The sequence below is a fragment of the Streptomyces sp. SudanB5_2050 genome, assembly GCF_964272335.1.
Classification (GTDB): Bacteria; Actinomycetota; Actinomycetes; order Streptomycetales; family Streptomycetaceae; genus Streptomyces; species Streptomyces rochei.
Map to the genome: position 1 here is coordinate 5148691 of NZ_OZ186760.1, position 24193 is coordinate 5172883.

Below are 24193 nucleotides of genomic sequence, written 5' to 3' on the forward strand. Positions count from 1 at the left end.
GTCGGCCTCGGCGGGCATCAGGGTGCCGGTGCGGGCCGCACAGTCTGCCGGAAGCGCCGCCCGCGGGCGAGGGACGCGCACCGTCGCGACCCGGTTCCGTTGTCGGTGGGGTGGGGCAGGATGGGACGGATGAGCGAGCAGAGCCTTCCGGACGACGCCCGTCCGCAGGACGCGGACGCGCTGCCCGAGTACGCCGAGCGGGTCCTCGACGTGACCGAGTCGATCCCGCCGGGCCGCGTGATGACCTACGGGGACGTCGCCGAGTACCTGGAGGAGGGCGGACCCCGTCAGGTCGGGCGGGTGATGTCCCTCTACGGCGGCGGTGTCCCGTGGTGGCGCGTGGTCCGTGCGGACGGCGCGCTGCTCGCGGGGCACGAGCTGGAGGCCCTCGCCCGCTACCGGGAGGAGGGCACGCCCCTGAAGGAGGCGAGCAGGGCCGCGGAGGGGCATCTGCCGCGCCTCGACCTGAGGCGGGCGCGGTGGGACGGCGGCGAGCGCGCACAGGGTCACACTTGAAAGCTTCCGCCATGCGGGCCACCGACGTGTGACCTGTGATCCGTACGAGGTAAACGGGGCGTTCCGAGCAATTCGGGTACGTCGGTGGCATGACGTACGTTCGAGGGGCGGGGGAGACACGCGTCGCGAGTGAGTCGACGGACTCGAGGGGCCGGGCGGCCCCGAGGGGTCCGAGGGAAGAAGGGGAAGCACTGCTTCCACGTCATCCGTCGGCGTAGCGTCGGCCGCACGCGTCCCCCTCGCCCCGCGGCAACCGCCGTGCCCGCGGCGCGGACGGCCCATCAGCACACCCACCAGGACCGGCGAACCACGTGAGCTCCTCTTCCTCCACCCGACACCCGTCGCACCCCCAGGTGCGACGGGGGAGCCGTGGCGCTTACCGACTGCTGCGTACCCCGCCGGCGCCCATGGACCCCCCTCGTCTGGACGCCGCCCAGCGCGCCGTGGTTGACCACCGGAGCGGACCACTGCTCGTCCTGGCGGGTCCGGGCACCGGAAAGACCACCACCCTGGTGGAGTCCGTGGCCGACCGCGTCGCGCGCGGCGGCGACCCCGAGCGGATCCTGGTGCTGACCTTCAGCCGCAAGGCGGCCGTCGAACTGCGCGACCGGATGGCGCTGCGCATGGGCGCCGCGCGAGCCCCCAGGGCGACCACCTTCCACTCCTTCGGTTACGCCCTGGTCCGCGCCCACCAGGACAGCGACCTGTTCGTGGAACCCCTGCGGCTGCTGTCCGGCCCGGAGCAGGACGTGGCGGTGCGCGAGCTGCTCGCCGGGCAGGTCGACCTGGAACGGGCCGGCCTGTCCCACGTGCGCTGGCCCGACGAGCTGCGCGCCTGCCTGACGACGCGGGGCTTCGCCGACGAGGTCCGCGCGGTGCTCGCCCGCAGCCGTGAGCTGGGTCTCGGCCCGGACGCCCTGGGAGCCTTCGCCCGGCGCACGGGCCGCCCCGACTGGGGTGCCGCCGCCGTCTTCCTCGCCGAGTACCTCGACGTGCTCGACCTCCAGGGCGTGCTCGACTACGCGGAACTCGTCCACCGCGCGGTGCTCCTCGCCCGCCGCCCGGAGGTCGCCGCGCGGCTGGCCGGCCAGTACGACGCGGTGTACGTCGACGAGTACCAGGACACCGACCCGGCCCAGGTACGGCTGCTGCACGCCCTGGCCGGCGGCGGGCGCACCCTCGTCGCCTTCGGCGATCCCGACCAGTCGATCTACGCCTTCCGGGGCGCGGACGTGAACGGCATCCTCGACTTCCCGTCCGCCTTCCCGCGCGCCGACGGCCGCCCGGCGCCGGTCGAGGTGCTGCGGACCTCGCGCCGCGCGGGGGCCGGTCTGCTGGCCGCCACCCGGTTGCTGACCCAGCGCATGCCGCTGACCCGCCTCCCCGCCGACAAGGTGCGCGCCCACCGGGAGCTGACCCCCGTACGGGACGGCGGGCGCGTCGAGGTGTACACGTACCCGACCTCCGGCACCGAGCTGGACAACGTCGCCGACATCCTGCGCCGGGCGCACCTGGAGGACGGCGTGCCCTGGGGCGAGATGGCCGTCCTGGTGCGCGCCGGCTCCCGCACGATCCCGACGGTCCGCCGTGCCCTCACCGCGGCCGGCGTTCCCCTGGACATCGACGGCGACGACCTCCCCCTGCGCCACGAGCCGGCGGTGGCCCCGCTGCTGACGGCCCTGCGCGCGGTCGCGGAGGCGGAGGCGGGCGCGAGGGGCGGGGCGGGCGCGAGGAGCGGCGCGGGCGCCGAGGAGGCTCGCGACGTACGGGAGGAATCCGGCCCGCGGGACGCGGAAGACCCGGGGCGCGTGCCAGACGCCGGTGGCGTGGAGCAGGCCGGGGCCGGGTCCGACGCCGCCGTGGCCGCCGTGGCCGGGCCCGAGGCGGACATGAACCCTGACCCCGACCCCGACCTCAAGCCCGACGCCAACCCCGGTCCCGCCCCCGACGCGGTGGCCGACGCCGCCGCACCCGAGCCCGAGAGGGGTACGTCCGCACCCGGACCCAAGGGGGACACGTCCCCACCCGAGCCCGAGGGCTCCACGCCTGCTCCCGCGCCCGAGGCGGGCGCCGACTCCGATCCCGCCCCCGACGCGATGGCCGACGCCGCCGTGCCCGCCCCCCGCGCGGCGGACCCGTGCTGGCTCCCCACCGAGACCGCGCTCACCCTTCTCACCTCCCCCCTCGCCGGCATGGACGCGGCCGATCTGCGCCGCCTCGGCCGCGCCCTGCGCGAGGAGGAGCGGGCGGCCGGCAACCCGCTGCCGCCGCCCTCGGACGAACTGCTCGCGCGGGCGCTGGCCGAGCCCGAACGGCTGGCGGTGCACGACCCGTCGTACGCGCGGGGCGCCCAGCGCCTCGGCGCCCTGCTCCGCAAGGCCCGTGAGCGCCTGGCGGGCGGCGGCAGCGCCGAGGAGGCGCTGTGGGACCTGTGGGACGGCACACCGTGGCCGACCCGTCTGGAACGCTCCGCCCGGCGCGGCGGCGCCGCCGGACGCAACGCCGACCGCGACCTCGACGCCGTGTGCGCGCTCTTCGCGACGGCCGCCCGCGCGGAGGAACGCACCGGCGGCCGGGGCGCGCTCAACTTCCTGGAGGAGATCGACGCCGAGGACATCGCCGCCGACACCCTCACCCGGCGGGCCGTACGACCCGACGCCGTGCGCCTGATGACCGCACACCGCGCCAAGGGCCTGGAGTGGCGGCTGGTCGTGGTCGCGGGCGTCCAGGAGGGGCTGTGGCCGGACCTGCGCCGCCGGGGCTCCCTGCTGGAGGCCGACCGCATCGGCCGCGACGGACTCGCCGAACCGCTCACGCCCGGCGCCCTGCTCGCCGAGGAACGCCGCCTGTTCTACGTCGCCGCCACGCGCGCGCGTGAACGGCTCGTCGTGACCGCGGTGAAGGCGCCCGCCGACGACGGCGACCAGCCCTCCCGCTTCCTGACCGAACTCGGCGTCGAGCCCGTCGACGTCACGGGCCGCCCCCGCCGTCCCCTCGCCGTCGCGGCGCTCGTCGCCGAACTGCGTGCCACCACGGTCGACCCGCGCGTCTCCGAACCCCTGAGGGAGGCCGCGGCCCGCCGCCTGGCCCGCCTCGCCGCGCTCGCCGACGAGGACGGCCGCCCTCTGGTGCCCTCCGCCCACCCCTACCGCTGGTGGGGCATGTGGGACCCGACCGAGAGCAAGGTGCCGCTGCGCGACCGCGACCAGCCGGTCACGCTCTCCGGCAGCGCCCTGGACCAGCTGGCCAACACCTGCGCCCTCCAGTGGTTCCTGGGACGTGAGGTGAAGGCCGACGCCCCCGCGACCGCCGCCCAGGGCTTCGGCAACGTGGTGCACGTCCTCGCCGACGAGGTGGCCTCCGGACACACCCCGGCCGACCTCGCCGTCCTCATGGAGCGCCTGGACTCCGTGTGGAACGCGCTCGCCTTCGACGCGCCGTGGAAGTCGGCGCAGGAGAAGGCCAACGCGCGCGCGGCGCTCGAGCGCTTCCTGAAGTGGCACGTCATGGACCGGGCCGGACGCACGCCGGTGGCCAGCGAGCACGACTTCGACGTGACGCTGGAGGCGGGCGAGTACGAGGTGCGCATCCGCGGCCAGATGGACCGCGTGGAGGCCGACGGCGAGGGCCGCGCCTACGTCGTCGACTTCAAGACCGGCAAACAGGCGCCGACCTCGGCCGAGGTCGCCCACCACCCCCAGCTCGCCGTCTACCAGCTGGCCGTCCGCGAGGGCGCCGTCGACGAGGCGTTCGGCGGCGCACGCCCCGAGTCGGGCGGCGCCGAACTCGTCCAACTGCGTCAGGGCGCGCCCAAGCGGGACGGCGGAGAGACCCTGCCCAAGGTGCAGGCGCAGCAGTCCCTGGAGGGCCCGGAGGGCGAGTGGGTCGGGGACCTGCTGGCCACGGCCGCGGGCAAGGTCCTCGACGAACGGTTCACCCCGACCACGGGTCAGCACTGCACCCACTGCGCCTTCCGCGCGTCGTGCAGCGCACGGCCCGAGGGGCGGCACGTGGTGGAGTGAGCGGGCCGGTGTGACGAGTCGCACCGACCGCGCTGACCTGCGCTTGTACGGTGCCCGGCCGGGGATCGCGCACGCGCTGTCAGTGCCCGCGGCTAGCCTCTTCGACGTGCCCGCCCATCTCACCGATCCCGAGCAGCTCAAGGAGCTCCTCGGTATCCCCTTCACCCCGGAGCAGACGGCCTGCATCATCGCGCCGCCCGCCCCGCAGGTGATCGTGGCCGGAGCCGGTTCGGGCAAGACGACGGTGATGGCCGCGCGCGTGGTCTGGCTGGTCGGCACCGGCCAGGTCGCCCCCGAGCAGGTCCTCGGCCTCACCTTCACCAACAAGGCCGCCGGTGAACTCGCGGAGCGCGTCCGCACCGCTCTGATCAAGGCCGGCGTCACCGACCCGGACGTGATCGACCCGGACGAGCCGCCGGGCGAGCCGGTGATCTCGACGTACCACGCCTTCGCGGGCCGGCTCCTGACCGACCACGGGCTGCGCCTCGGACTGGAGCCCAGCTCCCGGCTGCTCGCCGACGCCACCCGCTACCAGCTCGCCGCGCGCGTCCTGCGCGAGGCCCCCGGCCCCTACCCGGCGCTCACCCGCTCCTTCCCCGACCTGGTGGGCGACCTCCTCACCCTCGACGCGGAACTCGCCGAGCACCTCGTCACCCCCGAGGAGCTGCGCACCTGGGACGCCGGCCTCCTCGACTCCCTCCAGCGCGTCAAGCTCGGCAACGCCGATCTGCGCAAGGTCCCCGAAGCCGCCGCCGCGCGCCGGGAACTGGCCGAGCTGGTCATCCGCTACCGCGCCGCGAAGCGCGAACGGGACCTGCTCGACTTCGGCGACCAGATCGCGCTGTCCGCGCGGCTCGCCGGGCTCCCGGAGGTGGGCAGGGCCCTGCGCGACGAGTTCCGGGTGGTGCTCCTCGACGAGTACCAGGACACCTCGGTGGCCCAGCGCGTTCTGCTGGCCGGTCTCTTCGGCGGCGGCACCGGCCACCCCGTGACCGCCGTGGGCGACCCCTGCCAGGCGATCTACGGCTGGCGCGGCGCCTCCGTCGCCAACCTCGACGACTTCCCCGACCACTTCGCGCACGCCGACGGCCGCCCCGCCGCCCGCCAGGCGCTCAGCGAGAACCGCCGCAGCGGCGGACGCCTCCTCGACCTCGCCAACGGCCTCGCCGAGCCCCTGCGCGCCATGCACGCCGGAGTGGAAGCCCTGCGTCCGGCCCCCGGAGCCGAGCGCGACGGCACGGTCCGCTGCGCCCTGCTGCCCACCCACGCGGAGGAGATCGACTGGATCGCCGACTCCATCGCCCACCTCGTGCGCACCGGCAAGGCGCCCGGCGAGATCGCCGTCCTGTGCCGTACGGCGACCGACTTCGCCGAGATCCAGGGCGCCCTGGTCGCCCGCGACGTGCCCGTCGAGGTCGTCGGCCTGTCCGGGCTGCTGCACCTGCCCGAGGTGGCCGACCTGATCGCGGTCTGCGAAGTGCTCCAGGACCCCGGCGCCAACGCCTCCCTGGTCCGCCTGCTCACCGGCCCGCGTTGGCGCATCGGCCCGCGCGACCTCGCCCTCCTGGGCCGCCGCGCCCGGCTCCTGGTGAGCCACGGGCGCGTGGACGGCGACGACGACCCCGACCGGCGGCTCGCGGCGGCCGTCGAGGGCGTCGACCCGGCCGAGGTGATATCGCTCGCGGACGCCCTCGACACCTTCCTGGAGACGCCGCTGGACGGCACCGGGGACGACGACGGGCTGCCCTTCTCGTCCGACGCGCGGGTGCGGTTCGCGCGGCTGGCCACCGAGCTGCGCGAGCTGCGCCGTGCCCTCGCCGACCCGCTCATGGACGTACTCCACCGCGTCCTCGCCGTCACCGGCCTGGAGGTCGAGCTGTCGGCGTCCCCGCACGCCCTGGCCGCCCGCCGCCGCGAGACCCTGTCCAACTTCCTGGATGTGGCCGCGTCCTTCGCCGCGAGCGACGGCGAGGCCGGCCTGCTCGCCTTCCTGGGCTTCCTGCGCACCGCCGCCCAGTACGAGAAGGGCCTCGACAACGCCCTGCCGGGCGGCGAGAACACCGTCAAGGTGCTCACCGCGCACAAGTCCAAGGGGCTGGAGTGGGACGTCGTCGCCGTACCCGGACTGGTCACCGGCGCCTTCCCCAGCGACCGGGGCCGGGAGAAGTGGACCGCCCAGGGCAAGGTGCTGCCGCATGCCCTGCGCGGCGACGCCGACACGCTGCCCGACGTCGACTCCTGGGACTCGCGGGGGCTGAAGTCCTTCCACGAGGCCATGAAGGAGCACCAGCGCACCGAGGAGCTGCGCCTGGGATACGTCACCTTCACCCGCCCCCGCTCCCTGTTGCTGGGCTCCGGCCACTGGTGGGGACCCAGTCAGAAGAAGCCGCGCGGTCCCTCCGACTTCCTGACGGCCCTGTACGAACACTGCGCCGCCGGACACGGTGAGATCGAGGCGTGGGCGGACGAACCGGCGGAGGGCGAGGAGAATCCGGCCCTGCACCGGACGACCGCCGACCACGTCTGGCCCCTGCCCCTGGACGCCGACGCGCTCGCCCGCCGCCGGGCCGCCGCCGAGACGGTCCTCGCCCACCTGGAGGACCTCGCCGCCCACGAGGACGGCCGCCCCGCCGTGCCCCACGTCCCCGAACCCCACCTCCCCGAGCCCCACGACGACCCGGACTGGCCGCCGCCCCCGGACGACGACGCACTCCTGGAAGAGGACCTCCTCGAAGGAGACCCTCTGGAAGGAGAACTCCTGGAGGGGGACCTCCCGCGGGACCCGCTCCCGGACGACGGTGTGCCGGACGACCCCGACCCCTACGGGTACGGGACCGAGCACGACCCCGCCGACTGGGACGCCTGGACCACGAACCGCCCGACCGTCCCGCACCAGACACCCCGGCCCCCGCACCGGACACCCGTGCCCGGGCACGAGGCGGCATCGCCCTCGCACCAGGCGCCACCTCCCCCGGACCGGCCCGGCCCGTCCGAGGACCGGCCCGTCGGCATCCACCCGCCCCGCCCTCACCCTCGGGGACCGGCCGCCCCCAGCCCGAGCCGGCCCGCCGTCGGCCGCCTCACCCCGGAGGAAGCCCGCACCGTCGCCTCCTGGGACCGCGACCTCGACGCCCTCACCGGCGAGCTTCTGCGCGCCCGTGAGAGCGTCACCGAGGTCCCCCTCCCGGCGTCGCTGACCGCGACCCAGCTGCTGAGCCTGGCCGCCGACCCCGACGGCTTCGCCCAGGAGCTGGCCCGGCCCATGCCCCGCCCGCCCCGGCCCGCGGCCCGCCGCGGCACCCGCTTCCACGCCTGGGTCGAGGCCCGCTTCGAGCCGTTGACGCTGCCCCTGCTGGAACCGGAGGAGCTGCCGGGAGGCGACGCCGAGATCGCCGACGAACGCGACCTGGAGTTCCTCAAGGACGCCTTCGAACGCACCGAGTACGCCCGCCGTACTCCGTACCGGGTCGAGGCGCCGTTCCAGATCTCGCTCGCCGGGAGGGTCGTGCGCGGCCGGATGGACGCCGTCTACAAGGAGGGCGACGGCGAGACGGCCACGTACGAGATCGTCGACTGGAAGACGCACCGCACCGGCACCGCCGATCCGCTCCAGCTCGCGCTCTACCGCGTCGCCTGGGCCGAGCAGCAGCGCGTCCCCCTGGAGTCGGTCACCGCCGCCTTCCTGTACGTGCGCACGGGCGAGGTGGTGCGGCCCGCCGGGCTGCCGGACCGCGCGGCGCTGGAGAGACTGCTGCTGGCCGACCCGGGCGGTGACGAACCGCACGATCAGGGTGCCCCCGCGGGCCGATAGGCTCGTGAGCATGAGCGACACCCCGGACAGCGCTGTCCGTACGTACATCGAGCACCACCGCGCCGCCTTCCTCGACGACCTCGTCGAGTGGCTGCGCATCCCGTCCGTGTCGGCCCAGCCCGACCACGCGACCGATGTGCGACGCAGCGCCGACTGGCTCGCCGCCAAACTGAAGGAGACCGGCTTCCCGACGGCCGAGGTCTGGCCCACCCCGGGCGCCCCCGCCGTCTTCGCCGAATGGCCCTCCGGCGACCCGCAGGCACCGACCGTCCTCGTCTACGGCCACCACGACGTGCAGCCCGCGGCCCGCGAGGACGGCTGGCACAGCGAGCCCTTCGAACCCGTCGTCCGCGAGAACCGCCTCTACGCGCGCGGCGCGGCCGACGACAAGGGACAGGTGTTCTTCCACACACTCGGCGTCCGCGCCCACCTCGCCGCCACCGGCCGCACCGCCCCGGCGGTCAACCTCAAGCTGCTGATCGAGGGTGAGGAGGAGTCCGGCTCCCCGCACTTCCGCGCGCTGGTCGAGGAGCGCGCCGACCGGCTCGTCGCCGACGCGGTGATCGTCTCCGACACCGGCATGTGGTCCGAGGACACCCCCACGGTGTGCACCGGCATGCGCGGCCTGGCCGAGTGCGAGATCCGGCTGTACGGCCCCGACCAGGACATCCACTCCGGCTCCTTCGGCGGCGCCGTCCCCAACCCGGCCACCGCCGTCGCCCGCCTGGTCGCCGCCCTGCACGACGAGCACGGGCGCGTGGCGATCCCGGGCTTCTACGACGGCGTGATCGAACTCACCGATCGGGAACGCACCCTCTTCGCCGAGCTTCCCTTCGACGAGGCACAGTGGCTGCGCACGGCGAAGTCGCACGCGGCCCACGGCGAGGCGGGGCACACCACCCTGGAACGCGTCTGGGCCCGCCCCACCGCCGAGGTCAACGGCATCGGCGGCGGATACCAGGGCCCGGGCAGCAAGACGATCATCCCGTCGTCCGCCATGGTGAAGCTGTCCTTCCGCCTGGTCGCGGGCCAGGACCCCGACCATGTCGAGAAAGCCGTCCGCGCCTGGGCCGCCGCACAGGTGCCCGCCGGGATCCGCGCCGAGATCACCTTCGGCTCGGCCACCCGCCCGTGCCTGACCCCGCTGGACCACCCGGCGCTGCAGTCGGTCGTCCGCGCCATGGGCCGGGCCTTCGAGAAGCCCGTGCGCTTCACCCGGGAGGGAGGCTCGGGCCCCGCCGCCGACCTCCAGGAGGTGCTGGGCGCACCGGTGCTCTTCCTCGGTATCTCCGTCCCGTCCGACGGCTGGCACGCCCCCGACGAGAAGGTGGAGCTGGACCTGCTGCTCAAGGGCGTCGAGACATCCGCCCACCTGTGGGGTGACCTGGCGGAGTACTGGCGCCACGCGCCCTGAGCGACGTGCGCGGTCCAGGACCGGACCGGCACCGCGCGCGGCACACTGGAAAGGCCGCCCCGCACCGCCGATCCCTCCCGGACCCGGTCGCCACCCGCCGTACGACCCGCTGAACCGCCCTGCCGAACCGAAACGCTCACCGGGGGAGTTGGAAGCACCCGTGACCACCTGGACCGACCACACCGCCGACCGTCCCATCTCGCTCACCGCCCCGAGCGGCATCGACCGCGCCGCCCACCACCGCCTCGACGAGGCATGGCTCGCGGCGGCGTGGAGCCATCCCTCGACGCGCTGCTTCGTGGTCTCCGGCGGTCAGGTCCTCATCGACGAGACGCCCGACGGGCGCACCGAACTCGTCATGACCCCGTCCTTCGAGGCCCCGCTCACCGAGGCACACCGCTACTTCCTGGGCACCGACGACGACGGCGTCAGCTACTTCGCCCTCCAGAAGGACTCGCTGCCGGGCCGCATGGACCAGTCCGCCCGCCCGGCCGGCCTGCGCGAGGCCGGTCTGCTCCTGTCGCCCCGCGACGCCGGCCTGATGGCCCACGCGGTCGCCCTGGAGAACTGGCAGCGCCTGCACCGGTTCTGCTCCCGCTGCGGCGAGCGCACCGTCATCGCGGCGGCCGGCCACATCCGCCGCTGCCCCGCCTGCGGAGCCGAGCACTACCCGCGGACCGACCCGGCGGTGATCATGGCGGTGACGGACGACGAGGACCGCATCCTGCTCGGCCGCCAGGTGCACTGGCCCGAGGGCCGCTTCTCGACGCTCGCCGGTTTCGTGGAGCCGGGAGAGTCCATCGAGCAGGCGGTGCGCCGGGAGGTCCAGGAAGAGGTCGGCGTGACCGTCGGCCCCGTGGAGTACGTCGCCAGCCAGCCCTGGCCCTTCCCGTCCAGCCTGATGCTGGGCTTCATGGCCCACGCCACCTCGACCGAGATCGACGTCGACGGTGACGAGATCCACGAGGCCCGCTGGTTCTCCCGCGACGAACTGGGCGCCGCCTTCGAGTCCGGCGAGGTGCTCCCGCCCTACGGCATCTCCATCGCGGCCCGCCTGATCGAGCTCTGGTACGGCAAGCCGCTGCCCACGCGCGGCGCCTTCTGAGGCGGACGCAGCGAGATACGTGAGGGGTGGGCCTCCCCGGCCGGGGAGGCCCACCCCTCACGTATCTCGCTTCTCGCGTCTCGCGCTTCGCGCTTCGCGTCAGCGTTCCGCCTATGCGCCGATCTTCTGCTTCACCTGCGCCAGCGACGGGTTGGTCAGCGTCGAGCCGTCCGGGAAGAGCACGGTCGGCACCGTCTGGTTTCCGCCGTTCGCCTTCTCCACGAACGCCGCGGACTCCGGGTCCTGCTCGATGTTGATCTCGGTGTACGCGATGCCCTCGCGGTCCATCTGGCTCTTCAGCCGACGGCAGTAGCCGCACCACGTGGTGCTGTACATCGTCACAGTGCCCGGCATGTCTCTCGCGCTCCTTAGGCGGCTCGGGGAATCGGCGGCTCCTGAAGGCCGCACGGGTGGAACGTCCCCGGCGCCTCCACCATTCCCGCGGCGTGACGCCCGTCGCATCGGTACGACTATCGGTGCTCGCCTGTGGACAACCGGCGCTCCCGTCCCGCGCGACCTGGCAGCATGGCGGTGTGACAGCAGCAACGCACTCCACCCTCTTCCCGCAGGTACCGGACTCGGCCGACGCGGTGCTCGAAGGGCTCGACCCCGAGCAGCGCGAGGTGGCGACCACCCTGCGCGGTCCGGTGTGCGTGCTGGCGGGCGCCGGCACCGGCAAGACCAGGGCGATCACCCACCGCATCGCCTACGGGGTCCGCGCCGGCATCCTCCAGCCCACCAGCGTGCTGGCCGTCACTTTCACCAACCGGGCCGCGGGCGAGATGCGGGGCCGGCTGCGCCAGCTCGGTGCCGGGGGCGTGCAGGCCCGCACCTTCCACTCGGCGGCGCTCCGCCAGCTCCAGTACTTCTGGCCGAAAGCGATCGGTGGCTCCCTGCCCCGGCTCGTCGACCGCAAGATCCAGCTCGTCGCGGACGCGGCGGCCGCCTGCGGCATCCGTCTCGACCGGGGCGAGCTGCGCGACGCCACCGCCGAGATCGAATGGTCCAAGGTGACCCAGACCGTCCCCGCCGACTACGCCCTCGCGGCGGACAAGGCCGGTCGCGCGGCACCCCGCGATCCGGCCGAGATCGCCCAGATCTACGCGGCCTACGAGGACCTCAAGCGCGGGCGCGGCGTGATCGACTTCGAGGACGTGCTGCTGCTGACCGTCGCCGTCCTCCAGGACCGGCAGGACGTCGCCGAGCAGGTGCGCGCCCAGTACCAGCACTTCGTCGTCGACGAGTACCAGGACGTCAGCCCTCTCCAGCAGCGCCTGCTGGAGCTGTGGCTCGGGGACCGCGACGACCTGTGCGTGGTCGGCGACGCCAGCCAGACGATCTACTCGTTCACGGGAGCAACCCCCGACCACCTGCTCGACTTCCGCGCCCGCCACCCCCGCGCCACCGTCGTCAAGCTGGTCCGCGACTACCGCTCCACCCCGCAGGTCGTCCACCTGGCCAACGGCCTGCTCTCCCAGGCCCGCGGCCGGGCCGCCGACCACCGGCTGGAGCTGGTCTCCCAGCGCCCCGCGGGACCCGAGCCCGTCTACACCGAGTACACGGACGAGCCGGCCGAGGCCGAGGGCGCCGCCCGCCGCATCCGCGAGCTCATCGACGCGGGTGTACCGGCCGCCGAGATCGCCGTCCTCTTCCGGACGAACTCCCAGTCGGAGACCTATGAGCAGGCCCTGGCCGACGCCGGGGTCCCCTACCAGCTGCGCGGCGCGGAGCGCTTCTTCGACCGCCCGGAGGTGCGCAAGGCCCACAGCTCGCTGCGGGCCGCGGCCCGCTTCGGCGGCAACGACTCGCTGCTCGACGACGTGGTGGACCTGCCCTCGCAGGTGCGCGCGGTGCTCTCCGGAGAGGGGTGGACGTCGGAGCCGCCCGCCGGTTCCGGCGCCGTGCGCGAGCGGTGGGAGTCGCTGGCCGCGCTGGTCGGTCTGGCGCAGGACTTCGCCGCCGCCAGGCCGGGCGCCACGCTGGGCGACCTCGTCGCCGAGCTCGACGAGCGGGCCGGTGCCCAGCACGCCCCGACGGTCCAGGGCGTCACCCTCGCCTCCCTGCACTCGGCCAAGGGCCTGGAGTGGGACGTCGTCTTCCTGGTCGGCGTCGCCGAAGGCATGATGCCGATCACCTACGCAAAGACCGACGAGCAGATCGAGGAGGAGCGCCGTCTCCTCTATGTCGGCGTCACCCGAGCACGGGAACGCCTGCACCTCTCCTGGGCCCTCGCCCGCTCGCCCGGGGGACGGCCCAGTCGGCGTCCCAGCCGCTTCCTGAAGGGGCTCAGGCCCGGCTCGGGTCCGACCGGCGGGGGAGCGACGGCCGGCGGCTCCGGGGGCGTCGAGCGCGGTTCGGCGGGCGGCGGTGCCGCGCCCGCCGCCCCGAGACGGAGCCGCAGGACGCCCGCGCGCTGCCGGGTCTGCGGCCGCACGCTCACCGAAGCGGGCGAGATGAAGCTGATGCGCTGCGAGGACTGCCCCTCCGACATGGACGAGGGCGTCTACGAGCGGCTGCGCGAGTGGCGCGCGGTCCAGGCGGAACTCAGCGGGCAGCCCGCGTTCTGCGTCTTCACCGACAAGACGCTGATGGCGATCGCCGAGTCCGTCCCCGAGGACCAGCACGAACTGGCACGCATCCCCGGCGTGGGGATGCGCAAGTTCCACCGCTACGGCGCCGACGTCCTGGCCATCTGCGCAGGCCGGGAAGGCGTGGGGCTTGACGGAGACGACTGATGCGAACTCGTCGAAAAAATAGTTTGCGCATGCCCCGGGAATCCCCATAGGTTCTTGGTCACGGGGACGGCGGCCTTCCCGGAGGCCCCGAATCCGTGTTGTACTTGCATATCCGCGGACCGGTTCGCCCGGTCCCCTAGACGCCGAGAGGAGGCGAGTCCAGTGATCAGCATCAACTTCAGCTCCATCGTCAGCTCCACCGCCAAAATGACCGATCGCTCGGCCGTCTCCCTGTGCATGCTCGGCGCCTCGAACCCGGGCACCGGTCTGTCCGGCATCCGTGCCGTGCTCCCGGCGTCCGCCTCCGTCGCCCCCGCGGGCCTCCCTGTCCGTGAGCGCGATGAGCGACCGACCAAGGCACTGGAAGCAGCAGTAGTGGCACAGGCGCAGGCCTATGCCTTTACGGCGACCGGTGCCGGATTCCGGAAGCAGACGACGCAGCACCACCTGATGTGGGCCTTCCGTGGGCCAGAACCCTGGAGTGATCCAGCCTGATTCGATCAGGCCGGCGCCTTCAGGGCCGCGGAACCCCATCCGGGATCCGCGGCCCTTCTGTTTGTCCCCGAACGGGGACGACAGCACGAAGGAGCCTCGGGACAAGAAAAGAACCCGGTACCAAGCCGCCAACCGGCCGACCGGCCGGAACGACCAGACGAGGAAGACCAACCGTGCAACTCGAAGCGCACGCCCCGTCCGTACCGCCTTCCGACACGATCCCCAAGCCCTGCTCCACGGAGGACCCGACCTTGACCCCGCTCACCGCGCTCACCGCGCTCGACGACGCCATCGAGAACCTCGGTGTACCCGTTCCCTGCCGCTCCTACGACCCGGAGGTCTTCTTCGCGGAGTCGCCGGCGGACGTCGAGTACGCCAAGTCCCTGTGCCGCACCTGCCCGCTGATCGAGGCCTGCCTCGCCGGCGCCAAGGAGCGGCGTGAGCCCTGGGGCGTCTGGGGCGGAGAGCTGTTCGTCCAGGGTGTCGTCGTCGCCCGGAAGCGGCCCCGTGGCCGCCCGCGCAAGAACCCGGTTTCGGCATGAACACCGCCGGCACGATCGACCGTCCCCTCACGTACGACCCCCAGAAGCAGGCCCCGATGAAGCCGTCCGCCCACGACATCGCAGGCTCCGCGCCTGAAGACTTCACCACCAGCGGCGCGAAGGACTCGCGTCAGAACAGGAACCGTGAGATGCAACTCATCCCAGAAGCCCTGGCTCGTGCGCAAATGCACGACCGGCTGCACGAGGCCGAGCGGGAACGCCGGGCGCTGCGCCTGGCGACCGCTCGCCGGATGCAGCGCCGGGCCGAGCGCGCCTCGATGCGTGCCCGGCGGGCGCTCGCCATGGCCGTCATGCAGTAACCGAACACTCGAAGCAGTGGTCTCCCGCCCGGGAGGCGAAGCCTTCCCCGCGGGGGCCGGTCCGTCCGAACGGACCGGCCCCCGCGGCGCGTTCAGGCCCGGTCGCTCACGCCTCGGCCGCCGTGTCCTCTTCCTCCGCCTCGTCGTCCTCGGGCAGGAAGCCCACCAGCCAGTCCTCCAGCTCGTCACGGAGACGCACCGTCGCCCCCAGCTGGCAGAGCACGCCGATGGTGCTCAAGGTCACACGGTGGATGAGGAGATACGCGGGCGGCAGATTGAGCTGCTTGGCCAGCTGGTACGCCGGGGAGCGCGGGTCACCGATCCGGGCCGCCTGACTCCGCATCCAGCCGCGGGTGAAGGTGAACTCGTCCACCCGGGCCGGCTCGATGATCGGTAGGAGGTAGTCGAGGACGGCGTCGGGGTCCAGCTCTATCGACTCCTTGACGAACCCCTCGGAGCACAGCATCTCGTAGACGGCCTCCGCCTCGCCGTCCAGCGTCATGCGCAGCGCCTGCCCGATGGGCTCCGGCAGACCGCCCGGGAGCCGGTCGACCGTGCCGAAGTCCAGCACGCCGAGGCGCCAGTCGTCCTCGCCGTCCGGGCCGCCGGGCAGCAGCCGGAAGTTGCCGGGGTGCGGATCGGCGTGCAGCAGGCCGGTGCGGGCCGGGCCGGAGAAGAGGAAGTGCGCCAGCAGCTGACCGGCCCGGTCGCGCTGCCGCGGTGTGCCGTCCGCGATGATCTCCGACAGCGGCACGCCGTCCATCCACTCGGTGACCAGTACCTGCTCGCACTGGTGGACCACGCCCGGCACCACGATGTCCGGGTCGTCCGCGAACTCCTCGGCGTGGGCGCGCTGGGCCTGCGCCTCCAGGCCGTAGTCCAGCTCCTCGGAGACCCGGTCCTTCAGCTCGGTGATCAGCGGCTTGACGTCCATGCCGGGGACCAGCGGGCCGAGCAGGCGGGCGAAGCGGCTGAGCTGGTTCAGGTCGGAGAGCAGGGCTTCGCCGGCGCCCGGGTACTGCACCTTGACCGCCACATCGCGGCCGTCCTGCCACACCGCCCGGTGCACCTGGCCGATGGACGCCGCCGCGGCCGGCTTGTCCTCGAACTCCAGGAACAGGTCCTGCCAGTCCTCGCCGAGCCGCTCCGCGAGAACGGCGTGCACCGTGCGCGTCGGCATGGGCGGCGCCGCCTCCTGCAGCTTGGTCAGGGCCGCCCGGTAGGGACCCGCCACCTCCTCGGGCAGCGCGGACTCGAAGACGGACAGGGCCTGCCCGAACTTCATCGCTCCGCCCTTCAGCTCGCCGAGCACCTTGAACAGCTGCTCGGCGGTCCGCTGCTGCAGCTGCTGGCCGACGATCTCCGCGGACTCGCCCACGATTCGCTTTCCGAGCCCCCAGGTAGCCCGCCCGGCGAAGCCGAGCGGGAGCGCGGCGAGCTTGGCGGTGCGGGTGACCGCCTTGCGCGGAAGATCAGACATGCGCCCTCCAAGTCCCTGCCGGCCGAGCGGGTTCCGCCTCGCGGCGGACCTCCGCGGACGGCCCTTGCCCAGCCATTGTCGCGCGCCGCTCCCCGTACTCGGGGGTGTGTTCCCGCTTACCTTTTCCGGCGGCCTCGCAGGGGCAGGCGGGGTGCGCCGCGACCGGGCGTGTCCGCCACCGCAGATCCGGCAGCGTCACCTCCCAGCGGGTGCCGACGGCGGAGGGGGTCCGGCCGTCCAGAAAGGCGAGGGCGTGGGCCGCGGCCAGCCCGGCGACCGTCGTGGCCAGGGTCAGGTCGCAGGGCGGCGGGACCTGGCGGCGGGCGCCGGAGCGCCACTGCGCCACCAGCCGCGGCCAGGCCGGGTCCCGGTCGGTACGGTCCGCCTGAAGACATCCCGCGCACCCCGTCTCGCCGGGCAGGACCAGGGGACCGACGACACCGGTCGCTTCGACGACCCCGGCGTACAGGTGAGGTGTGCCGGAGGCCATCAAACACTCCGCGGCGGCGGGGTCGGGGGCGTGCACCGCGACGTCGTCGCGCGGGGCGACGATCACCAGGTGGTACCCCGGGTCGTGTTCCTCGGGCGGTGTCGAGGGACCGCGGCGCGGCGGCCGGGAGGGCGCCGCTCTGCGGACGACACGGCGGGCCGCCTCGTCCCGGCGGTCCCCGACGGACTCGACCGGGAGACCGCCCGGGGCGACGTCCCACGGCTCGACGCATCCGCCGTCGAGCACGTCGACCCCGCCGACGCCCGCGCCCGACAGCAGACCCGCCAGCACCGCGCCCACCCGCCCCGCGCCCTTCACCCGGACCCGCAGCGCGCGCCGGGCGGCCAGGTGTCGCATCGCCTCTCCCGGCGCCGAGGTGGTCAAGGACAGGGTGGCCAGGTCGGGGCGGAGCCGGTCGAGCAGACCGGTCTTCTCCCGCAGGGCGTCGGCCTCCGGACCGCCGCCCCTGGCGTCGTCCAGGAGCCCGGCACGGGCGAGTCCCTCCACCACCCGGTCGACATGGCCGTCGGGCAGGTCCATGCGGCGTCCCTCCTGGCGCAGGAGAGCCGGCCCGCGGGTGCCGTTGAGCAGGTCCAGGAAGCTGCCCGTCGCGGTGTCCACCGGGCCGAGGGTCAGCGCGTGCGCGGGCGTCATCCCGAACTGCACGGTGTTGAGGTCACGCCAGCCGCGCCTGAGCGCGGGTTTCACCATCGGATGCATGCCAGGCCCCCCGTGGGTCTTCCGGTCGTCGAACTCTGCCCGGGCCGGTCCGCGTGGTCGGTCGCGGATCCGCCGGCGAGTGCCAGCATGCCCGGATGCGCGACGAGGCGTCGAAAGTTGTCCACAGCCCGTGAGATTCGTCGTACAAATCATCCGTACCTGTCCGGCGAGGGGCGGCGGATCGGGGCCGAAGCGTCCCGGAGCCGGGACTTCGCCGTGTGCAGCGGGTAACGTCGTGGCGTGTCCGCCGACCCACTGCACCGCGCCGGGGCGTCCCAGCGCACCCCCACGAATCCGCCGCCGCACGGCTCGGCGGCGAGCGCGATCGAGGTCCGCAGGAGCACCCGGCGACGCCGGACGGTCTCCGCGTACCGAGAGGGCGATCGCACCGTCGTGCTGATCCCCGCCCGGATGTCCGAGGCGGAGGAGCGACGCTGGGTGGGCGTCATGCTGGACAAGCTGGCCGCCCAGGAGAGCAAGCGCGTCCTGGGCGACGCCGAGCTCGCCGAGCGCGCGCGGCGCCTGTCCGACCAGTACTTCGAGGGCCGGGCCCGGCCCCGGTCGGTCCGCTGGGTCACGAACCAGAACACGCGCTGGGGCTCCTGCACCCCCTCCGAGGGAAGCATCCGGCTCTCGCACCGCCTCCAGGGCATGCCCGAGTACGTCGTCGACTACGTGCTCCTGCACGAACTGGCGCACCTGCTCGTGCCCGGCCACGGGCCCCGCTTCTGGCGGCTGCTGGAGGCGTATCCGAGGACCGAGCGGGCCCGGGGATACCTGGAGGGCGTGGTCGCCGCCGACCGGCTGCCGCACGTGCCCGGCGCCCGCGGCGAGTAGGGACCGCCCCGACCGCGTTCCCGCCGCGGGCCCCCGAGCGTGCCCTCGAAGCGGGGCCGAGCACACCCCGGCGTGGGTACGCCACGACCGCGCACGGGTTCTGTACCGGGTCTGTACCGACCTCTTCCGGCCTCCGGGATAGCCGTTAGCCTGGCGCGACGCACTCGTATTTCGGATGGGGGACGGTCGTAACGCATGGCCAGGGAATTCCAACGCGGCCACAAGGCCAGGATCAGTGACCTCACGGCGGGCACGGATCTGTACGTAGGCGTGCAGATCTCGGGCCCCGGACTGAGCTTCGACATCAGCTGCTTCGGTCTCGACGCCGACGAGCGGTTGTCGGACGACCGGTACTTCGTGTTCTTCAATCAGCCGAAGACCCCCGAGGAGTCCATCCAGCTCCTGGGTGCGCAGGCGGGCGACACGGAGTCGTTCCGGGTCACCCTCGACAAGATCCCGCCGCAGATCCAGAAGCTGTCCTTCACGGCGACGATCGACGGCGCGGGGCAGATGTCGCAGGTCGCGACCGGGTACATCCGGATCGTCGCGGGCGGCGAGGAGGTGGCCCGGTATCCGTTCAGCGGTGCGGAGTTCTCCACCGAGCGCGCCGTGATGCTGGGCGACTTCTATCTGAAGGACGTGTGGCGGTTCGCCGCCGTCGGGCAGGGCTTCGACGGCGGGCTGGACGCGCTGCTGAGGAACTTCGGCGGCGAGGTGGCCGAGGACGAGGCCCCCGCGCCGCAGCAGGCGCAGCAGCCGCAGGCCGGTGCCGTGCCGGGCTTCGCACCGCCCGCCCAGGCCGCCGCGCCGCCCGCGTTCGGCGCTCCCGCCGCGCCCGCGCCCACGCCGGCCCCGGCTCCCGCACCGCAGCCCGCCCAGCAGGGCTTCGCCCCACCGGCCGGCGCCACTCCGCCACAGCCCGCCCCGGCTCCCGCCCCCGACGTCCACGCCGCGCAGACGGTCGTGGCGCCCATGAACACGCCGCCCGGCGGTTCCCCGGTGCCGCCCCCGGCCCCCGCGCCCGCGCCGTTCGGCGGGCAGGGCCAGCAGCCGCCGTTCGGCCAGGTGCCCGGCCAGACCGCCCCGCCGCCCCCGCCCCCCGGCTACGGCCAGCCCCAGGCGCCCCACGCCCCTCACCAGCCCCATGCCCCTCAGCCGCCGCAGACCCCGGCTCCGCCGCCCGGCTACGGCCAGCCCACCCCGCCCCCGGGCTACGGCCAGCCCACCCCGCCCCCCGGCTACGGCCAGCAGGCGCCCTACGGCGCCCCGCAGGGCATGCCCCCGGCAGCGGCGCTCCCGGGCATGCCCCCGGGCGCGGCCCCCCAGGGCGTGCCCCAGCAGGCGCCGCAGGGCGCCGGTGTGACGGCCGCGCTCCAGCAGTTCCGTGAGACGGCCACCGGCCAGCGCTGGACCCAGCAGAACAAGAAGCTGGTCCGCGTCGACCTCGGCGCCGACGGCCAGCCCGTGCTCGCCCGCCAGGGCAGCATGGTGCTCTACCAGGGCAAGGTCGACTTCAGCTACAAGGGCGCCGGATTCGCCGGCCGGGTCGTGGGCAACGCCACCGGCCAGGAGATGCAGCTCATGCGCTGCACCGGCAAGGGCCAGGTCTTCCTCGCGGAGAACTCCGCGATGCTGCACCCCATCGAGCTGCAGGGCGACGCCATCTGCGTCTCCGCCGAGAACGTCCTCGCCTTCGACGAGAGCCTCCAGTACGAGGTCCGTCGCATCGAGGGGCACGGCATCCCCGGTGGCGCGCTGTTCACCATGCAGTTCCAGGGCACCGGCACCATCGTCGTCAAGACCCACGGTGTGCCCGTGGTGCTGCCGGTCACGCCCACCACCTTCGCCGACTGCAACGCCGTGGTCGCCTGGTCGGCCGCCGCCCAGGTGGTCGTCTCCAGCCAGGTGCGGATGCGCCGCAACTCCTACGCCGGCGACACCGGCGAGAGCGTCAACCTGCAGTTCCGGGCCGCGCCCGGCAACTTCGTCATCGTCCAGCCGTACGAGATCTGAGGGAGAGCCCGACATGAACCAGCCGCTCGCGGGCTACGCTCCCGCACCCGTCACCGCCCGCATGGAGAACCACGGCAACCACATGCTGAAGGTCGCCATGCAGACCGGCAACGACCTCCTCGCGCGTGTGGGCTCGATGGTCGCCTACGAAGGTTTCGTCCAGTACGAGCCCAACCCGCCGGCCGTCCGCCAGATCGCCAAGGACTGGATGACCGGCGAGGGCGCGCCCCTGATGAAGTGCTCCGGCGACGGCCTGCTCTACCTCGCCGACTACGGCGCGAACGTTGTCGTCATCAACCTCAACGGCGACGGGATCTCCGTCAACGCCACCAATCTGCTCGCCTTCGACGCCCACCTCACCTGGGGCGTGGAGCGGGTCAAGGGCCTGGCGAAGTTCGCCGGTCAGGGCCTGTGGAACACGAAGATCTCCGGGCAGGGCTGGGTCGCCCTCACCTCCCGGGGCAAGCCGATCGTCGTCGACTGCGGCGGCGGCGAGGACGAGACGTACGTCGACCCCGACGCGCTCGTCGCCTGGTCCCCGAACCTGAAGGTGAAGGGCAAGCGCAGCTTCAAGGCGCAGTCACTGATCGGCCGCGGCAGCGGCGAGGCCTACCAGATGGCCTTCTCCGGTCAGGGCATCGTCGTCGTCCAGCCCAGCGAGGACAGCACCGACCGCCTCCGGGTCCGGGGCTGAGGGGGAGCCAGAACACCATGCAGAGCCCGCTTTTCGCCTACAACGACCAGCAGACCCAGGAAGCCTGGAGTCTGCAGAGCAAGCACATGCTCCGCGTCGCCCTGACGGGCCACGACGACGTGCTCGCCCGCAAGGGGACGATGGTCGCCTACCAGGGGCTCGTCGAGTTCGACGCCGAGTACCAGAGCGGCAACCAGTCGAGCGCGCGGGCGCACACCGGTGAGGGCCTGGACCTGATGCGCTGCCACGGGCAGGGCACGGTCTTCTTCGCCAACCTCGCCCAGTGCGTGCACGTGATGGACGTCGACCAGGACGGTCTGACCGTCGACAGCAGCTACGTGCTGGCCATGGACTCCTCCCTGCACCACGAGGTCATCGCCGTCGACAGCCTGTACGGCATCTCCGGCTCGGGGAAGTACCAGCTCAACATCACCGGGCGCGGCAAGGTCGCCCTGATGACCTCGGGCTCCCCGCTGCTGATGCAGGTGACGCCCGACAAGTACGTCAACTGCGACGCCGACGCGATCGTCGCCTGGTCCACCGGCCTGCGCGTGCAGATGCAGGCCCAGACGCACTCCTCGGGGGTGTGGCGGCGCCGGGGCAGCACCGGGGAGGGCTGGGAGCTCAGCTTCATGGGCAGCGGCTTCGCGCTGGTGCAGCCCAGCGAGCTGCTGCCGCCGCAGAACGCGCAGATCGGCTCGGGCGTCGCCGCCCAGTACGGCATGGGCCAGCAGGGGGCCCGCGGTCAGAACCAGGGCAACGTCTGGAGCTGAGCGCTCCGCGGGTGGGGCCGGGCAGCGGGGGCTGCGGGACGCTTTCGGCTGCGGGTGGTCCGTGGCTCGTCGCGCAGTTCCCCGCGCCCCTTCCGGGGCGCGGTCCCACCCTCGGTTTCAGGTCGCGAGCCTCGCGCGCGTGGCCTCCAGCAGGCGTACGACCGAGTCGTCCGCCACGGACCGCACCTCGTCGTACGCGAACCAGCGCAGGTCCAGGGACTCGTCGCTGATCGCCTCCACGGCCCCGTCCGGCGCGAGGACGGCGTACTGGACGTCCAGATGCCAGGCGCACGGCGTGTGGTGGCGGTCCAGCCGCACCGGACCGCCGGGGAGCAGGGTCAGCCCGGCGATGCCGGACTCCTCCGTGCCCTCGCGCAGGGCGGCATGCGCCAGCGTCTCGTCGGCGGGCTCGCAGTGGCCGCCCATCTGCAGCCACATGCGGAGCTTCTTGTGGAGCGTCAGCAGGACCCGCTCGCGCGACGGGTCGATCACCAGGGCGCTCGCCGTGATGTGCCCGTCCCCGCACGCCTTCCACATGCCGTCCGGGTGCGTCGCCAGGTGGTCCAGGTAGATCTGGCGCAGCTCGTCCTGGCCCTCGTACCCCTTCAGGACCAGGACCGCGTCGTCGTGGAGGCTCACTCGCCGTCGTCGCCCTTGCCCTCGGCCTCGTCCGGGCCCTTCTTCTCGTCCCTCTTCTTCAGGTCGGGCTTGCCCGCCGCCTCGCCGAGCATCTTGTCCAGCTCGGAGAAGTCGAGCTGCTCGCGGTGGACGAAACCGTCCGGATCGTCCAGGTCGGTCGCGGTCGGCAGCATGTCCGGGTGGGCCCACAGGCCGTCGCGGCCGTCGACACCGCGCGCGTCCGTCAGCGACGCCCACAGACGCGAGGCGTCGCGCAGGCGGCGCGGGCGCAGCTCCAGGCCGATCAGCGTGGCGAAGGTCTGCTCGGCCGGGCCGCCCGAGGCGCGACGGCGGCGCAGGGTCTCGCGCAGCGCGTCGGCGGAGGACAGGCGCGGCTTGGCGGCGGTGTGCACCACCGCGTCCACCCAGCCCTCGACGAGCGCCAGAGCCGTCTCCAGACGGGCCAGGGCGGCCTTCTGCTCCGGGGTGTCCTCCGGCTGGAACATGCCCTGCTGGAGAGCCTCCTGCAGCTGCTCCGGATTCTGCGGGTCGAACTGGCCGACCACGTCCTCCAGCTTGGCCGTGTCCACCTTGATCCCGCGGGCGTAGCCGTCGACGGCGCCGAACAGGTGCGAACGCAGCCACGGCACGTGCGCGAAGAGGCGCTGGTGGGCGGCCTCGCGCAGGGCCAGGTACAGCCGCACCTCCTCCTGGGGCACGCCGAGGTCCTTGCCGAACGCCTCGACGTTCGCCGGCAGCAGCGCGGCCTTGCCGGCCGGACCGAGCGGCAGGCCCACGTCGGTCGAGCCGACGACCTCGCCGGCGAGGACGCCGACGGCCTGCCCGATCTGCGTGCCGAACATGGCGCCGCCCATCGAGCGCATCATGCCGATCAGCGGGCCGGCCATGGCCTGCATCTCCTCGGGCAGCACATCGCCCATGGCGGTGCCCACGCGCTCGGCGACCGGGTCGACCAGCTCGCGCCAGGCCGGGAGGGTCGCCTCGACCCACTCCGCACGGCTCCACGCCACCGCGGTGCCCGCGCCCGAGGGGAGGGCCGTGGCGTCGTCCAGCCACAGGTCGGCCAGGCGGACGGCCTCCTGGACCGCGTTGCGCTCGGCCGGGCCGACGCTGGCGTCCTTGGTGCCGTCCGGCGTGCCCTGGGCGACCGTCTGGCGGGCGATCTGCTTGGCCATGTCCCAGTTCACCGGGCCGCCCTCGTAGGAGAGCATCTGGCCGAGCTGCTGGAACGCGGCGCCCAGGTCGGTGGGGTTCATGGAACCGAACATGGCGGCGAAAGGGTTGTCCGCACCCGGACCGCCGGGGCCGCCCAGGCCTCCGGCCCCGGGCAGCCCGAATCCGAACGGGTTGGCCGGTCCCTGACCACCGCCGCTCTGCTGGTCCTTCTTCTTGCCCTCGTCGCCGTCGTCCGGCTCCTCCGGCGGAAGGCCGAATCCGAATGGGGTGTCACTCACGGGGTTCCTCGGCTGGTAAGGCCACCGGTTCTTTCCGGCGGCACGGCTGCCCGACTTCACCACCCAGCGTAGACACCCGTGGCGCTTCGGGCCTCGGTGCTTCGCCGACTGACTGCCTGCGGCAGGATGGATG

At 73.5% G+C, this 24193-nt stretch carries 18 protein-coding genes; 13 read left to right on the forward strand and 5 right to left on the reverse strand.

The features are described from left to right. The first annotated feature begins 129 nt into the window (after window positions 1–129). The 5 genes from ACFZP7_RS23095 (at window position 130) to nudC (ending at window position 10868) form a co-directional block, all read left to right on the forward strand. Complete coding sequence (locus ACFZP7_RS23095; protein WP_019327008.1) at window positions 130–516, forward strand: MGMT family protein; 387 nt, start codon at window positions 130–132, stop codon at window positions 514–516. A gap of 407 nt (window positions 517–923) precedes the next feature. Beyond that, the gene (locus tag ACFZP7_RS23100; protein WP_385635499.1) at window positions 924–4538 is read left to right on the forward strand and encodes an ATP-dependent helicase; all 3615 of its coding nucleotides are present in this window, start codon (window positions 924–926) and stop codon (window positions 4536–4538) included. 106 nt (window positions 4539–4644) lie between these two features. After that, window positions 4645–8349 carry a UvrD-helicase domain-containing protein gene (locus tag ACFZP7_RS23105; protein WP_385635501.1) on the forward strand — a complete coding sequence of 1235 codons (3705 nt, stop codon included), beginning with the start codon at window positions 4645–4647 and terminating at the stop codon, window positions 8347–8349. A 10-nt stretch (window positions 8350–8359) separates the two neighbouring features. Then, window positions 8360–9763, forward strand: a complete 1404-nt coding sequence (locus tag ACFZP7_RS23110) for a dipeptidase (RefSeq protein WP_086876462.1) — start codon at window positions 8360–8362, stop codon at window positions 9761–9763. 160 nt (window positions 9764–9923) lie between these two features. Beyond that, the gene (nudC, locus tag ACFZP7_RS23115) at window positions 9924–10868 is read left to right on the forward strand and encodes an NAD(+) diphosphatase (protein ID WP_062132423.1); all 945 of its coding nucleotides are present in this window, start codon (window positions 9924–9926) and stop codon (window positions 10866–10868) included. Between the two features lie 111 nt (window positions 10869–10979). Here the strand turns inward: nudC and ACFZP7_RS23120 are convergent, their stop codons facing one another. Further along, window positions 10980–11222, reverse strand: a complete 243-nt coding sequence (locus tag ACFZP7_RS23120; RefSeq protein WP_004983675.1) for a mycoredoxin — start codon at window positions 11220–11222, stop codon at window positions 10980–10982. Window positions 11223–11344: 122 nt separating this feature from the next. Between ACFZP7_RS23120 and ACFZP7_RS23125 the strand changes: the two genes are divergently transcribed. The 4 genes from ACFZP7_RS23125 (at window position 11345) to ACFZP7_RS23140 (ending at window position 14960) form a co-directional block, all read left to right on the forward strand. After that, entirely contained in the window at window positions 11345–13603 is a 2259-nt protein-coding gene (locus tag ACFZP7_RS23125; RefSeq protein ID WP_385635503.1) for an ATP-dependent DNA helicase UvrD2, read from the forward strand. Window positions 13604–13765: 162 nt separating this feature from the next. Then, window positions 13766–14098: a hypothetical protein gene (locus tag ACFZP7_RS23130; RefSeq protein ID WP_019327001.1), complete on the forward strand. Its 333-nt coding sequence runs from the start codon at window positions 13766–13768 to the stop codon at window positions 14096–14098. A 173-nt stretch (window positions 14099–14271) separates the two neighbouring features. Beyond that, window positions 14272–14640: a WhiB family transcriptional regulator gene (locus tag ACFZP7_RS23135; protein WP_019327000.1), complete on the forward strand. Its 369-nt coding sequence runs from the start codon at window positions 14272–14274 to the stop codon at window positions 14638–14640. Then, a complete protein-coding gene (locus tag ACFZP7_RS23140; protein ID WP_019326999.1) occupies window positions 14637–14960 on the forward strand; it encodes a hypothetical protein in 324 nt (107 codons plus the stop codon). The genes ACFZP7_RS23135 and ACFZP7_RS23140 overlap by 4 nt, the downstream gene beginning before the upstream one ends. A 106-nt stretch (window positions 14961–15066) precedes the next feature. Here the strand turns inward: ACFZP7_RS23140 and ACFZP7_RS23145 are convergent, their stop codons facing one another. Both ACFZP7_RS23145 and ACFZP7_RS23150 read right to left on the reverse strand, forming a co-directional pair. After that, the gene (locus ACFZP7_RS23145) at window positions 15067–16440 is read right to left on the reverse strand and encodes an ABC1 kinase family protein (RefSeq protein WP_385635504.1); all 1374 of its coding nucleotides are present in this window, start codon (window positions 16438–16440) and stop codon (window positions 15067–15069) included. After that, window positions 16433–17650 carry a TOMM precursor leader peptide-binding protein gene (locus ACFZP7_RS23150; protein ID WP_385635506.1) on the reverse strand — a complete coding sequence of 406 codons (1218 nt, stop codon included), beginning with the start codon at window positions 17648–17650 and terminating at the stop codon, window positions 16433–16435. The genes ACFZP7_RS23145 and ACFZP7_RS23150 overlap by 8 nt, the downstream gene beginning before the upstream one ends. A 240-nt stretch (window positions 17651–17890) precedes the next feature. Between ACFZP7_RS23150 and ACFZP7_RS23155 the strand changes: the two genes are divergently transcribed. From ACFZP7_RS23155 to ACFZP7_RS23170, 4 genes are all read left to right on the forward strand, one after another. Continuing rightward, window positions 17891–18487, forward strand: a complete 597-nt coding sequence (locus ACFZP7_RS23155) for a M48 family metallopeptidase (RefSeq protein ID WP_136236144.1) — start codon at window positions 17891–17893, stop codon at window positions 18485–18487. Between the two features lie 195 nt (window positions 18488–18682). Beyond that, entirely contained in the window at window positions 18683–20500 is a 1818-nt protein-coding gene (locus ACFZP7_RS23160; protein WP_385635508.1) for a TerD family protein, read from the forward strand. A gap of 13 nt (window positions 20501–20513) precedes the next feature. Next, on the forward strand, window positions 20514–21194 hold the full coding sequence (locus ACFZP7_RS23165; protein ID WP_030974882.1) for an AIM24 family protein: 681 nt from the start codon (window positions 20514–20516) through the stop codon (window positions 21192–21194). A 17-nt stretch (window positions 21195–21211) separates the two neighbouring features. Beyond that, window positions 21212–21967, forward strand: coding sequence for an AIM24 family protein (locus tag ACFZP7_RS23170; protein ID WP_030974880.1), 756 nt, complete (start codon window positions 21212–21214; stop codon window positions 21965–21967). Between the two features lie 117 nt (window positions 21968–22084). On the opposite strand, the gene ACFZP7_RS23175 is transcribed toward ACFZP7_RS23170, so the two are convergent. Both ACFZP7_RS23175 and ACFZP7_RS23180 read right to left on the reverse strand, forming a co-directional pair. Beyond that, window positions 22085–22606: an NUDIX hydrolase gene (locus tag ACFZP7_RS23175; protein WP_385635510.1), complete on the reverse strand. Its 522-nt coding sequence runs from the start codon at window positions 22604–22606 to the stop codon at window positions 22085–22087. Beyond that, window positions 22603–24060 carry a zinc-dependent metalloprotease gene (locus ACFZP7_RS23180; RefSeq protein ID WP_019326991.1) on the reverse strand — a complete coding sequence of 486 codons (1458 nt, stop codon included), beginning with the start codon at window positions 24058–24060 and terminating at the stop codon, window positions 22603–22605. Before ACFZP7_RS23180 ends, ACFZP7_RS23175 begins: the two co-directional genes overlap by 4 nt. Window positions 24061–24193 lie beyond the last annotated feature (133 nt).